The organism is Luteibacter pinisoli (genome assembly GCF_006385595.1).
Taxonomy (GTDB): domain Bacteria; phylum Pseudomonadota; class Gammaproteobacteria; order Xanthomonadales; family Rhodanobacteraceae; genus Luteibacter; species Luteibacter pinisoli.
Genome location: NZ_CP041046.1, coordinates 977,241 through 991,163 on the forward strand (window position 1 = coordinate 977,241; position 13,923 = coordinate 991,163).

The 13,923-nt window shown below is 65.2% G+C and carries 11 protein-coding genes; 1 reads left to right on the forward strand and 10 read right to left on the reverse strand.

What is annotated here, in order from left to right:
• Positions 1-9 precede the first annotated feature (9 nt).
• From FIV34_RS04405 to FIV34_RS04440, 8 genes are all read right to left on the reverse strand, one after another.
• On the reverse strand, positions 10-1,815 hold the full coding sequence (locus FIV34_RS04405) for a DUF2142 domain-containing protein (RefSeq protein WP_139980060.1): 1,806 nt from the start codon (positions 1,813-1,815) through the stop codon (positions 10-12).
• Positions 1,812-2,153: an EamA family transporter gene (locus FIV34_RS04410; protein ID WP_139980062.1), complete on the reverse strand. Its 342-nt coding sequence runs from the start codon at positions 2,151-2,153 to the stop codon at positions 1,812-1,814. Before FIV34_RS04410 ends, FIV34_RS04405 begins: the two co-directional genes overlap by 4 nt.
• Positions 2,150-3,136, reverse strand: a complete 987-nt coding sequence (locus tag FIV34_RS04415; RefSeq protein ID WP_139980064.1) for a glycosyltransferase family 2 protein — start codon at positions 3,134-3,136, stop codon at positions 2,150-2,152. The genes FIV34_RS04410 and FIV34_RS04415 overlap by 4 nt, the downstream gene beginning before the upstream one ends.
• 149 nt (positions 3,137-3,285) lie before the next feature.
• Complete coding sequence (locus FIV34_RS04420) at positions 3,286-4,227, reverse strand: electron transfer flavoprotein subunit alpha/FixB family protein (protein ID WP_139980066.1); 942 nt, start codon at positions 4,225-4,227, stop codon at positions 3,286-3,288.
• 24 nt (positions 4,228-4,251) lie between these two features.
• A complete protein-coding gene (locus tag FIV34_RS04425; RefSeq protein ID WP_139980068.1) occupies positions 4,252-4,998 on the reverse strand; it encodes an electron transfer flavoprotein subunit beta/FixA family protein in 747 nt (248 codons plus the stop codon).
• 103 nt (positions 4,999-5,101) lie between these two features.
• Entirely contained in the window at positions 5,102-7,132 is a 2,031-nt protein-coding gene (locus FIV34_RS04430) for a glycoside hydrolase family 99-like domain-containing protein (protein WP_139980070.1), read from the reverse strand.
• Between the two features lie 3 nt (positions 7,133-7,135).
• The gene (locus FIV34_RS04435) at positions 7,136-9,217 is read right to left on the reverse strand and encodes a glycosyltransferase (RefSeq protein ID WP_246058745.1); all 2,082 of its coding nucleotides are present in this window, start codon (positions 9,215-9,217) and stop codon (positions 7,136-7,138) included.
• A gap of 8 nt (positions 9,218-9,225) precedes the next feature.
• Positions 9,226-10,833, reverse strand: a complete 1,608-nt coding sequence (locus tag FIV34_RS04440; RefSeq protein ID WP_139980072.1) for an electron transfer flavoprotein-ubiquinone oxidoreductase — start codon at positions 10,831-10,833, stop codon at positions 9,226-9,228.
• A gap of 148 nt (positions 10,834-10,981) precedes the next feature.
• Here FIV34_RS04440 and FIV34_RS04445 point away from each other — a divergent pair, with 148 nt between their 5' ends.
• Positions 10,982-12,385: an amidase gene (locus FIV34_RS04445; protein ID WP_139980074.1), complete on the forward strand. Its 1,404-nt coding sequence runs from the start codon at positions 10,982-10,984 to the stop codon at positions 12,383-12,385.
• Here FIV34_RS04445 and FIV34_RS04450 read toward each other — a convergent pair whose 3' ends face one another.
• Positions 12,386-12,985 (reverse strand): ABC-type transport auxiliary lipoprotein family protein, encoded by a 600-nt coding sequence (locus FIV34_RS04450; protein ID WP_139980076.1) that lies wholly within the window; start codon positions 12,983-12,985, stop codon positions 12,386-12,388.
• The gene (locus FIV34_RS04455; protein WP_139980079.1) at positions 12,982-13,920 is read right to left on the reverse strand and encodes an MlaD family protein; all 939 of its coding nucleotides are present in this window, start codon (positions 13,918-13,920) and stop codon (positions 12,982-12,984) included. The genes FIV34_RS04450 and FIV34_RS04455 overlap by 4 nt, the downstream gene beginning before the upstream one ends.
• Between the last annotated feature and the right edge of the window lie 3 nt (positions 13,921-13,923).

A 13,923-nucleotide genomic window follows, 5' to 3' on the forward strand; every position in this document is an offset into this window, starting at 1 on the left:
AAGGTGACATCAGGGCGCTGGGGCGGGGCAGCCCAGCGTCGTCAGCACGTGGCCTGCGTCGTCGAGGGTTCCAACGCAGCTCAACTGCACCGAGTCGCCAATACGTACCGTCCAGACACTGACGCCTTCACCCCCGCGCGATACGATCTCAGCGCCGATGTAGCGTTTCCCGCCAAGCGGGAAACGGTGGTAGCCGTTATCCGTGAGCGAAGCTAGCTGGAACGGGACGATGGTGGTATCGCCGTCACGCGTCCACACCCGGAGCTCGGCATCGCCTGGGTTGCTCCGGTTATAGGTGCCGAACATGACGTCCATGGACGACAGCGCGGCCGGTTCAGCGACCTGCGACGGGTTGAGTGACACCCCCAGCGCGTGATCGCGAGTGAGGACCGCCGTCGGCACCAGCGTCGTCTGGATGCGGCTGGCAACGGGGTCGTTCTCGGCGAAGTAGCGCATCGCGACGGTTTGCGGCGTCAGGTAGGCCGCCAGCAGCAGGATCAGGCCCGCCGCAGCGATGCCAATCCGGTGCGGCACGCTGGCGCGCGGGAGGTAGTCACCGCCGAAGGCAAAGGCGATGGCCAGGGCCGGAATCATGAAATAGCGGCCCTGCACGCCCTGGATGATGGGCGAATCGCCGATCGTCCACTGCACCAGCATGGCGAGGTACGTCATCAGCAGGGTGGCAATGGCGCAGAGCACCAGCACCCCGCGCGCGAGGCGATGCTCGACGATGGCGTCGCGCGAGAACGAGAACGCGAAGGCGATCAGGAAGAGGATGCCGAAGATCCTGTAACTCGCGACGGGCAACGAGGTGTCAAGCCACCCGAGCGCGCCGATGAACGAGCTGATGTAGTAGCCGCGGACGCCCGGATCCGCGAGTGTTGCATACAGGATGCTGAAGAATCTGCCGGGATGGATGATGTAAGAAGCCAGCCTGGCGGTGTGGTCGATGTGCCGCGCCCCTGGCGGATACACCGTGTATTTCATGGTGAACAGCGTCCAGCCGACCACGGCCACGCCCAGTGCGACGGCCACGGCGAGGCTGCGACGGTCACGCATGAACCACCACACGACGAACGGCAGCAGCAGGAACGGTGCGGCGTTGGCGCGGCAGGCGCCAACGAGCAGCAGCGCGACGGCAAACACCCAGAACACCCAGGACGGCGAGGCCTGCCGTTCCGTCGCCAGTCGCATGAAGGCCGCCAGGGCCACGGCCGCCGTTGCCGTGGTCATGCCATCCAGTGACGGGGAGGCAAACAGGAACAGGTTCATCGGCAGCACGAGCACCGCCATCACGGCCGGTGGCGGCGGGAAGATACGGCACGCAAAGGCCAGCAGGAGCAGGCACGTTACCAGCGCGAACAGGCGTGCCAGGCGGTACGACTTGTTGACGGAAAGCCCAAGGGCCTTACCGGTCGACAGGCCGATCGCTTGCGGCGCATACAGGGCGGGGAAGTAGTACGACGTACCCACCGGCGTAACGAAGCGATCCGTGCCGGTCCAGGCAATCGCCCCCGCGTGGTCGAGTTCGGCGCCGGAGATTTTCTGTGCGTTATGGCCAGGAAGTGCTCCGAACGCGTCCATGAAATCCACGAGGCCGCTGTCCACATAGCCGCCCGAGGGTGAGCCCGATTGCGAATGCAGCAGCAGTTGCCCTTGCCCGAACATGTAGGCGCGCTTGATGTGATCGAACTCGTCCGGTGCGCTGAAAGGAGGCATCAGCGCGCCAAGGATCAGTGACACGATGAATGTGACCAGAAGAAATGCCGGCCAGATGCGCGGAGCCGGGCGCGCGCTCAGCGTTGTGATCGTCATGCAGACCTCACGGCGACAACAATGCCGGCCATGATGAGGGCCACGCCCACGAAGTACTGCGGCTGGAACCGCTCACCAAAGATCAGGTGGCTGCCCAGTGGGACGATCACGAAGGCCAGGGCCATCAGTGGATACACCTTACCGAGGTCTGCCTTCTGCAGCACCCAGATCCACGCGATGGTCATGACTCCGTAGAGGGCGAACGAGCAGAACAGCAGCAGCATGGTCGACGGATCGAAGAAGCTGCCGGTCTTCTGCAGCGAGCTGGCGCTGAGCTTGAAAAGGATCTGGCCGCAGGCGATGCCGATCACACAGATAAGAGCGACGATGTAGGTCACGATTTGGCAGCCTTGTTCAGTGCGGAGCGACCCAGCTGGGAGTGGACGGCGCGGCGGGGTGTCGAGCTCACATCGTAGCCAATGAACGCAAGCACCAACTGCACACCGACGATGACCGGCATGGCTGCAAGCATGACCGTACCGCTGCTGGCGACAACGCCATGTTCGGCGGAGGAGGCCCAGTGTATGCCGCCGTAAATGACGCCGAAGAGCAGGAGCAACAAGCCCAGCGGGAGTTCGAACGACGCCAGTGACATGTCGCGCAGATAATAGTTATAGAAAATGCGCTTTACGAAATTCGCCAGATTCTTCCCAAGAAACTCGCTGAACACCTTGGTAATCTTGAGGTTGCTTACCTCATCGGCATACTTTGCGTGCATCGGTACGTCGACCGCTACGGCACGCAATGTCCCGAGGCGGAACAGCATGTCGGTTTCGAAGAAATAGCGCTTGCTGATCTTGTCGAATGGGAGATGCGATGCCACGTCGCGATGGATCGCCGTGAATCCGTTGGTGGGATCGAAAAGGTCCCAATACCCGGATGAGATCTTGGTGAGGAATGACAGGCCCGCATTGCCCACCAGGCGCGCCTTCGGCATGGCATGAATTTCTTCGAGGTCGAAGAACCGGTTACCTTTGGTGTAGTCCGCCTCGCCGGCCAGGATGGGCGCCACGAATTGCGGGATCAGGGCCGGCTCCATCTGGCCGTCACCGTCCACCTTCACAATGATATCGATGCCTTCGGCGATGGCGGCACGGTACCCCGTGAGGACGGCGCCGCCTACGCCCTGGTTCTGCTCGTGCCGTAGGACCACGACACGAGGATCCCGGCATTCACTTTCCACGAAATCGCCGCTTTTGTCGGGGCAGCAGTCGTCCACAACATATATGCGCTCCACCTCCGGGCCAATGCCGGCGACGACCTGGAGGATATGACTGCGTACCTTATAGCTGGGGATGACGACCCCAATGCGATTATTCATTGCGATTTTCCGTCTCGGGCCATGCCCGTAGTCGCCCCTTGAGAATTTGCGACATGATCGCATAGGCGGCGCAGGCCGGTATGCAGCCTTGGGCCAAAAAAAAAGCCTGCGGCGACGCCGCAGGCTAATAATCGTCGCGCTAATGTGAATTAGCCGAGTGCAGCCTCGAGCTCCGGCAGGATCTTAAACAGATCTCCCACCAGGCCAATATCAGCAATCTCAAAGATCGGCGCCTCGCCGTCCTTGTTGATCGCCACGATGGTACCCGCGTCCTTGATGCCGGTCAGATGCTGGATGGCGCCCGAGATACCCACGGCAATGTAGAGCTCGGGCGCGATGATCTTGCCCGTCTGGCCCACCTGCATTTCGTTCGGGACGTAACCGGCGTCGACGGCAGCGCGCGAGGCGCCCACCGCCGCACCGATCTTGTCGGCGAACTTATAGATGACCTCGAAGTTCTCCTTCGAGCCGACGCCTCGGCCACCGGACACCACCTTGCCGGCGCCCTGCAGGTCCGGGCGATCGCTCTTGCCCTGCTGCAGCTTCACGAAGCGGGTGTGGGAGGGCAGGGCGACGTCGAGCGACAGGGCTTCGACGGGTGCATTGCCGGTGCTGCCCGCCGCTGGCCAGGAGGCCGTACGGATGGTGGCGACCACCGGCGAACCGCCATCCACTTCCACGGTGACGATGGCGTTGCCGGCATAGATCGGGCGCTTGAAGCTGTGCGCGCCTTCCACGGTCATGACGTCGCTCACCTGCGACACGCCCAGGAGGGCGGCGACGCGCGGTGCGATGTCCTTGCCGAACGTGGTGGACGGTGCGAAGACATGGCTGTAGCCGGCCGCGGCCTTGGCCACCTGCGGCGCATAGATGGCCGCCAGGGCGTGGGCGTTCTCGGCGCGGGCGACGGTCAGCACCTTGCTGACGCCGTCGATCTTCGCCGCTTCGGCAGCCACGGCATCCGGGGCGTCGGACAGGACGATGACGTCAATCGCGTCCGGCTTCACGGCAGCGGCCGCGCTGACAGCGCGCGCGGTGGAAGCATTGAGCTTGCCGTCGAGGTGTTCTGCAATAACGAGGATCTTGCTCATGGTGTGTGCTCCTGTGCGGCTGCCTTACAGCAGGCCCTTCTGCTTGAGGGCCGCGACGAGTTCAGCGGCATCATTCACCATCACGCCCTTGCTGCGCTTGGCCGGGGCCGCGTAGTGCGTGGTCTTGACGTGGTCCGCGGCGTCGACGCCCAGCGAGCCCAGCTCGATCACGTCGATCGGCTTGGCCTTGGCCTTCATGATGTCCGGCAGCTTGATGAAGCGCGGCTCGTTCAGGCGCAGGTCGGTGGTGATGACCGCAGGCAGGTCGGCTTCAATGGTTTCCAGGCCGGCGTCCACTTCGCGGGTCACCGTGGCCTTGCCGTCTGCAATCTCTACCTTGCTGGCAAAGGTGGCCTGCGGACGATCCCACAGCGCGGCCAGCATCTGGCCGGTCTGGTTGGCATCGTCGTCGATCGCCTGCTTGCCGAGGATCACCAGGCCCGGCTGCTCCTTTTCGACCAGCTTGAGGAAGGTGCGCGCGGCGGTCAGGGCCGACACGGCCTCGGCGGTCTGCACGTGGATGGCGCGGTTGGCGCCCATGGCCAGGCCGTTGCGCAGGTGGGCGGTGAGGTCCGCCGGGCCGATGCCGACCACGATGACTTCCTCTGCCACACCCTTTTCACGGAGGCGCAGGGCCTCTTCCAGGGCGATATCGTCGAACGGGTTGGCGGAGAGCTTCACGCCGTCCGTGACGACGCCCGTGCCGTCAGGTTTGACCTGGATGCGGACGTTGTAGTCCACGACGCGCTTGTAGCCGACCAGAATCTTCATCGAAGGTCCTCTAGGGAATGGGGTATCGCGACCGTCCATTGTAGCCGGTCAGGCTGCGGCGGCCCATGTCGCGGCGCACCATGGGCCGCCCGTTGGGAGGGGGCTAGTGCCCCCGTGCGGCGTATCGGAAGTCGCCGCGAGCGGATTCGCCTAATACCTCGTGCGCTTCGCGGGTGCGCAGGCCGCGATGGGTCACGGCCATTGCCACCATCCGCTCCACCGCGTGGGCAAGGGTCCCGTCGACCTGACCCGCCTCTGGTTCAAACTCCCAGTCGCAGAGGTCCATCTCAAGCAAGGGGCGTAAAGCGTCGACGCGCGCCCAGAACATGCTGCCCGCTATAAATCGAGGCTCATGGGAGGCGTCCGTCCCCATTCGGTCCGCCAAAGCGGCGACGGCGGGACCGTTGGCCCCCATGAAATCGCTTCTGGCCACTGCGTGACCGTCCGGGGCGATCGCCCCGAGGGTCGGGTCCGTGGCGAACGCAGCCAGCAAGCGCCCGGCGCGCCCGTCTGCCAAGAGCGTATCCAGCAGGACGCGTCGCCAGTCGTCGCCATCGGCACGGTGCTCGGTTTTCTTCGTATGCAGTTTCAGGATGAGTTGCGTGCCATCCAGCGAAAGCCTCGCCAGCACCTTCAGGAAGGGCAGGATGTCCCGACCCTGGTTGGCGAAGATCATCACGTCGGCGGACACGCCAAGCCGGGCGAGCTCTGAGCTCACCGCGTCGGCGCGTTCCGGCGCCGTGGTCACGACGAGTCGCCACGGGATCAGGGTGGCCCTCAGTGCATTGACGATGTCCTCGATAAGCTCCGGATGCCAGGCATGGATGACGGCGCACGGCGCGGGTGTCGCCGGAAGTGGGGTCAGCGCTGAGCGTGTCGCTTCGAGCCAGGCGTGGCCGCGGAGGGCATCGGGCTCGAGCACGGCACCTTCAGCCCACTCGTTCCATGCATTTACAAAGACGATCGGCGCGTCCGGTGTGCACCGGTGGGCGAGGCCAATGGCGTCCCGCAACCACGAGGCGTAGCCAGCCGGGCTGGCGTTTACGTAAGTGCGGCCTGCGCCGCTCCGGCGCGCCTCGTTGTCCCAGCCGGGATTCACGGCGGGGTAGAGCCGGTAAATCGGTTCCCGCGCGGGCGGCGTGGCCAGTTGGCGCCAGTCGAATATCTGCCCACGGTATCCGGGGTTGAGCAGGGTTCGCCGGGACGTGACAGGTTCCAGGGAAGTGTTGTTCGGTGGGAATGACACGGCGGCATCGAAGCCGATATCCCGCGGGTCCACGTTATCGAAGCTCTGCACGTAGGCAAGGTGGATGTCGCCGATCCCCTGCTCATGGCACCAGCGCCGCCAACGCGCAGCCGTCGCCGCCGGATCGGGCAGCAGGCCGGGCCGGTAGACAAGCAGCATGGGCTTGCCTTCCACGCGGAGGTACCGCTCGTCACGCAGGTAGGGCGCAACATGGGCGATGAAGGCGATATCGTCTTCAGGGCTGTGGGCTTGCGCAATCAACACATGATCCTCGCGCCCGTCCCATCGGCGCGACCAGTTTTCATTGGCCCAGCAGAGGCAGATCGGAAGATCGAGCGAGGCATCGTTGAGCCATCCGCGCAATGGATCTTCCATCAGCGTCTTGCCGGCGAACCAGTAGAAATAAGTGCAGAACGCTGCGATTCCGTAGTGCTTCGCCAACGCCATCTGCTCACCCATGACGCCGGGTGTTCGCAGGTCATAGAAGCCCAGGTCGGCGGGGAGCCTGGGTTGCATGTGCCCTTCAAATTGCGGCACTGCGCGCGCTACGTTGCGCCATTCGGTAAAGCCCTTGCCCCACCACGCGTCATTCTCGGGAAACGCGTGGAACTGCGGAAGATAGAAGGCGATAAGCCTGGCGGCCGGCGGCCCCGCCATGCCTTTGTCGGAAGGCGGCAACCAATCGACGGCGCGATGCCCCGCGTGGTCAAGCGGACGGTGTGCGGTGGTGTGTCCCACGCGGCCACGCGGCCCCGTCGGTACAAGGTCCGCGTGGCGGGAGAGAAACCTCTGGCGCAGCCGGTCGCGGGTGCCTGTAGGCAGTGGGGCGAGACGGAAACCGAGCCTGAGGGTGCGGAAAAGGAGTGTCCTGATGAGCTCGCTGGCCATGATTCAGGATAGCGCCCGCCGCAAGGGATCGCGCGCGGCATCCGCTGAAAAGTGCCTGCGCACGTTGCCTAACGCGTTCTCAGACAGGGTCATCCAGAGCGCCGGGTCGTTTGCCAGGCGCTCGTAGGCCGTGGCGAAACCATCTGGCGTGTCGGCCACAAGCACGTCGTGGCCGTCAGAAAGATGCATGCCTTCCACGGCGACGGAGGTGCCGATGACCGGGAGGCCGTGGCTCATGGCCATGTTCACCTTGCCCTTGACGCCCGCGCCGAAGCGCAGGGGCGCAATGGATGCGAGGCACGATGCCATGAGCGGGGTAAGGTCTTCGACCCTGCCCAGCATGGTGAGCCCTGCGTCGGATAGTGCCTGGCGGTCGGCATCGGGTACGTCGCCGGCGACGAGGATGCGAACGCCAGGGCGACTCCTTCGCATGGCCGGCAGGATATCCGACGCCATCCAGCGCATCGCATCGGCATTCGGCGGATGGCCGAATCCGCCGACGAACAGCACATCCGACCGCCCTTCGGCATCCCGGGTACGGCCGTGCACTTCGTGGATATTCGAAACAATATCGACCCGTGCGTCCGGCACCAGCCGCCCGAGCATCTCCTGCTCGAAGGGGCTCACGACAAACGTGGTATCTGCCCGCGCGATGAGTGCAAGCTCCTGCTTCATCGTTGCCTGGGCGTGACGGGCAAGGGCGGCGCTGCCCGCTTGCTGGGCCGCCCGCTCCTCGCGGAGAAAGTGCAGGTCCACCGTATCGAAGACAAGTTTTGCCTGTGGCGCATGCCGGCGTACGAGCGGCGCGTACTGCGATGCCACGGTGTGTCGGCACAGGATCGCGGCCGTCAGGCTGCCGCCGTGCGCAGCTAGCCAACCCGGAATGCCAGGCGTCCACGGCTTCGCGAGTACTTCGATGCCCAGGGCGCCAAGCCGCTGTATAGCGTCGTCGTCCGCATACCCGTCGTCAGGCGCAAAGGCCACGTGCCAGCCGTCGGCAATGAGAAGGCGCATCATCGAAATCAGGCGCAGCGACCCGGAATCCCGTGATTCATCCGGGGTCGATACATCGGCAACCAGCACGGTGCCGCGGCGTCGATCCTGATCTATCGTGACCAGGGGCGTACCGGTGGACGGCTGGCGCGACAGCGCATCGGCCCAACGCTCGGCCAGTTTGTGCCGATTGACGGCCTGGAAACGCTTCATGCCGTCGTCTTCGGCGAGTGCCGAGCTGACGCCCTCGGTGTGTACCACCACGCTATCCGGTACGTATCGCACCTGTCGTCCGACTGCGCGCACGCCAAAGGCGAGGTCCGTATCCTCGTAATAGCCCGGCGCGTACCGGCTGTCGAATCCACCCACCGCCGTGAAGAGCGACCGGGGAATAGCCAGCGAAGCGCCTGACACGTAATCCACCGTCCGCGAATAGCGGAAAGCCGGGTCCTTGCGTGATGCAAACCGGCCGATGTTCCATGCCGACGCATCGGCGAATACCCATGCCCCCGCTTCCTGGAGACGACCATCCGGGTATACCAGCTGGCTGCCGGCGATGCCGGTGTCGGGGAATAGCTCGAAGCTGCGCTGCAAGGCATCGGCCCAGCCGCGCGTCACTTGCGTGTCGTTGTTCAGGAAGATCAAAAGAGAGCCTGTGGCGGCCGCTGCACCGGCATTGCAAGAGCCGACGAAGCCCAGATTCTGTACATTCCGCAACAACCGCAGGCCTTTGACCTGGGCCAGCACGGTGGTTGTGTTGTCGGGAGATGCGTCATCGACAACGATCACTTCGAAGGGCGATTGCGGCGGTGCCTCCGCGATGGAACGCAGACACGCGAGGGTGTATTCGACCTTGCCGTAGACCGGGATGATCACCGACAGGTATGGCGATGCCGACGTCGGCAACGTGAAGTGTGAATACACCGCTTCCTGCGGCAGCAGTTGCAGCGAATCATCTTCGGCAGGACGCTTCGCCAACCCCTGGCTGATTCGTGAGAGCGTCCCGCGCCAGCCGCGCAACGCAATGCTCGTCCGCATCCGCTGCGCCAGCGTTTGGAGCCGTCGATACCGCCAGGAAAGATGATTCGCCACGATGTACTTTAGAGGTTCTGGTAATTCGGCCCAGACCCGCCCTCAGGCGTGACCCAGGTAATGATCTGGTACGGATCCTTGATATCGCACGTCTTGCAATGCACGCAGTTGGCCGCATTGATCTGCAACCGCTTGCCGGCCTCGTCCTGCACGATTTCGTACACGCCCGCCGGGCAGAATCGCTGGCACGGGTTGCCGTACTCCGTGGTGCAACGATCAATACAGATTGACGTATCAGCCACCTTCAAATGAACCGGCTGGTCTTCATCGTGCTCGGTGGCGGCGAAATACACGCTGGCCAGGCGATCGCGCGGGGCGAGGGTGCGGTCGACGTAATCCTTCTTCGGCGCTTCGTACTGGCCCAGCTTCTCCAGCGACGACCAGTCGGCGTGGTTCTTCAGGGTCCACGGCGACGCGCCACGGGTAACGGTTTCCCACGCGGCGTTGATCAGCCCGCGCCATAGCCCCTTGTTGAAGCCCGGGCGGATGTTGCGCACCTTCTTCAGCTCGGCGACCACGGGGGAGGCACGCAGGGCGGCATCCCAGCCGGCGGGGTTCAGCTGCGTCGCCACGAGGTGCTCGGCGGCGAGCATGCCGGAGGCGATGGCCTGGTGCGTGCCCTTGATCTTCGGCACGTTGACGAGACCGGCGGAGTCGCCGATAAGGATCGCGCCGGGCATCTCCACCTTCGGCAGCGACTGCAGGCCGCCTTCGATAATGGCGCGCGCGCCGGCGGACACGATGGTGCCGCCTTCGAGCAAGCCCTTCACATTCGGGTGGTGCTTGAACTGCTGGAACGCTTCGAACGGCGAGAAGTTCGGGTCCGGGTAATCGAGGCCGACGACAAAGCCCACGGCCACGCGGTCGTTATCCAGGTGATAGAGGAAGCTGCCGCCGTAGGTGTCGTTGGCCAGCGGCCAGCCGGTGGTGTGCACCACCTTGCCGGCTTCGCCACGGCCCGGCGGAAGCTGCCAGAGCTCCTTGATGCCGATGCCATAGGTCTGCGGATCGCTGGCGGCATCGAGGTCGAACGCCTTGATCAGCGTCTTGCTGATGTGCCCGCGGCAGCCTTCGGCCAGCACGGTCACCTTTGCACGGATATCGATGCCTTCGGTGTAGCCAGGCTTGTGCGTGCCGTCGCGCGCGATGCCCATGTCGCCGATGCGCACGCCATTCACGGCGCCTGCCTCGTCAAACAGGGCTTCGGCGGCGGCATAGCCCGGGAACACGTCCACGCCCAGCGCCTCGGCCTGCGGGGCCAGCCACGCGCACAGCGCGCCCAGGCTGACGATGACATTGCCGTGGTTGTTCATTTGCGGCGGGGCGATCGGCGCCTTGATGCCCGACTGGTGGTCACGCAGCCACCAGAACTCGTCCTTCGTCACTGGCACGCAGATCGGCGGCGGCGCGCTGCGCCAATCCGGCAGGAGCCGATCGAGCGGTGCCGTTTCAATCACGGCGCCCGACAGGATCTGCGCACCAATGGTGGAGGCCTTCTCGATCACGCAGACGGTGATGTCCGGATTGAGCTGTTTCGTACGAATCGCGAACGCGAGGCCGGCGGGGCCTGCCCCGACGACGACGAGGTCGTATTCCATGGTTTCGCGTTCGCTCATCGCTGGCTCTCGAATAAGGCTGGCTGGATCAGTCGGCTATTGTCACGTTTCCCCCGAGACCGGGCAAATCGCCGTTTCAAACGGGCCACGGAGTTGCACGGTCTTCACAAACGGGGTTTATAGTCGTCTCCACGCGCAAGGAGATTCCATGAATACGATGTTGCCTGTCTCCGCCCAGGACATGCGCCGGGCCACGCTGTTGCAGATCATGCACTGGCTGGCTATCGGCCGGGCGCAACCGCAGGCCCTGTCGGATGTGTACCAGGACGCCATCGAGCGCCTGAATCCGGCCCTCAACGCTTACACCGACGTCAGCGTATCCCTTATCCAGGAGCAGGCGCTGGCCGCGGATCGTCGTCGGCGTGACGGTGTGATGGGCCGCCTCGACGGCCTGCCGATCGCGATCAAGGATAATTTCGACGTCGCCGGCGTGCCGACGCGCGCCGGCATGCGGCGGCGCACCGTGGTGCCCGAAGGCGATGCCCATGCCGTGGCGAGGTTGCGCGCGTCAGGCGCGGTGCTGCTGGGCAAGACCAACATGGACGAAGGCGCGCTGGGCCTCGTCACGAATAATCCGTTTTATGGCGCAACGCACAACCCGCATCGCCTCGGCTACACCGCCGGCGGATCGTCGGGCGGCGCGGCCGCGGCGGTGGCCGCCGGCATGGCGGTCGCCGCGATCGGTTCGGACACGCTGGGTTCCATCCGCGTGCCAGCGAGCTACTGCGGCGTCTACGCCCTGAAGCCCACCCACGGCGAAATTTCCGCGCGCGGCCTGGTACCCGCCGCGCGGCGCCTGGATGCCGTGGGCCTGCTGGCGCGTGGGGTGGACGACCTGACGGTGCTCCTGCAGACCCTGGCCGGATACGACGCCGACGACGCGCGTTCGCGCCGCCGCCGCGTGGCGTTCCAGCCGCCGGACTGGGAGCCGGGCAACCTGCGCACCGGATTCCTGCCGGATCTTGCCGCGGTCGGCGTCGAGCCGGACGTCATCGATGTGTTCAACAACGCCCTGTCGCTGCTCAAGGGCGAGCTCGGCGAACGCCGTGCCGTCGATTTCTCCGATTGGGATTTCGCCCGCACCCGCCGCGCCGGTTTGCTGCTGATGGAGGCGGAGATGCTGAATACCTTCGCCGATGAACTGGCGGACGAGGCCTATCCGGTATCGCCTGGCTTCCGCCAGATGGTGGATTTCGCCGCGAAGAAGTCGGCGGCCGACTACGTGGCCGCGGACCTCGTGCTGGATGCCGCCACGCTGAAGATGCGCCGCCTGTTCGCGCAGGTGGACGTGATGGTGTTGCCGACGACCTCGCAGGGCGCGTTCCCGCTGGACCAGCCCGCGCCCGCGTCGCAGGCGGACCTGTGCAGCTTCGCGAGCCTGGCCGGCTGCCCCGCGGTCAGCATCCCGATGGGTACGCTGGCCAACGGCATGCCCATCGGCATGCAGCTGGTGGGCGCGCGTGGTTCCGACCTGCGCCTGCTGGAACTGGCGGCGGTCTGTGCCTCTTCCCTGGACGCCGAGCCGGCGTACCCCGTCGAGCCGCCCCTGTAGTCAGTGGGCGGCGTCGTAGGTCCAGGTGACGACGTCGCGCGAGAGCTTGTCCATCGCCCGGCCAAACGCCTGGACCACCTGCGGCACCTCTTTCCCGTCGACCGGCTCGCGCACTTCAAAGCGCTGGCTGGCGACGATCTGGTGCTTGCGGGAGTTCGCCAGCATCGCGTCGAAGCGAATCACCACTTCGGGCTTGCCGTCGGCGTATTCGGTCTGGAAGTCGGCAAGGTTGCCGCCGAGCTCGTAGTCGGCGGCCAGGTTGCTGTCGTCCGTGCTCAGGCCGGTAATCCGTCCGCTGTCGCGGAAGGCATCGGCCAGGCGGTCGCGGAACAGATGCGGCGAGCTGTCGCTCCAGCGGGCCCCCGAGTAGACGGAAATCGTGTTGTTCGCCGGCACCACGGCGATCCGTGCGTTATCCAGGGCGCGGGCCGCGTTCGGCGTGGCCACGCGTAGCGCCCAGGGCACCGGCGTCGCGGCGCGGGGGCGGGCGCCCGGTGCGGCGGGAAGCGTATAGACGCTGGGCTGCTCCGCCTTCGGCAGGATCGAGCAGCCGGCGAGCGCCATGAAGGCAAAGGGAAGGGCGAACCGTGCACGGCTCATGGGGTGAACTCCTTGGTTTTCTCGCGCCCGAACAGGTAGCCGCTGGGGTTTTCGTCGAGGCGTCGCGTAATCGAGCGCAGCGACGACAGCGTGTCGCGCAGTTCGCGCAGCGCCGGGGCGAGGTCGCCCAGGCTGGCGGCGCCGCCGTTCAGTGCATCGCTGTTGTCGCTGATCAGGCGGTCCACCGAGGCCATGGAATGCTCCAGCGACGCCATGGCGCGTTGCGCGCTTTCCAGCGTCGCCTTGCCCTGGCCCTCGACCAGCCCGTTGGCGTTGTGCACCAGCGCCTTGCTCTCGGCCAGCGTGTCGTTGGCCTGCTGCGTTGCCACGGCGAGCTGTTTGATCAGCGAGCGGATGTCCTCGCGCTCATCCGCGATCACGCCCGTGGTTTTATCCAGATGATCCAGCGTCCGCTCGATGCGGTCCACGTTCTCGGGCGAAAGCAGTTCGCTGGCGTGGGCCGCCGCCTGGTTGATGTTGGTGATCAGGTCTTCGCTGTTGGATAACAGCTTGGCTAGTTGCGATGTATCCGCATTGATGATCGGCACTTCGCCGTCGTGCCCTACCAGCAGCGGGCTGCCGGGCGAGCCACCGGAGAGCTGGATGATCGCGACGCCGGTCACGCCGGTGAGCGCGAGCTTGGCGTGGGTGTCCTTGCGCAGCGGCGTGTCGCCACTCACGCGGATGCGTGCCAGCACGCGGCGCGGGTCGTTCGGGTCCAGCCGCAGCTGGTTGACGTCACCCAGGCGAATGCCGTTGTACTGCACCGCCGAGCCGCGCGAGAGGCCGGTCACCGCCTCGTTGAACACCACGTCGTAGTAGTTCCACTCCTGATCGGAGTGGGCCTTGGCCAGCCACACGCCGAAGAGCAGGCCGCCGATGACGATGATGACGGTGAACAGGCCGATGAGGATGTGGTGTGCTCGGGTTTCCATGGG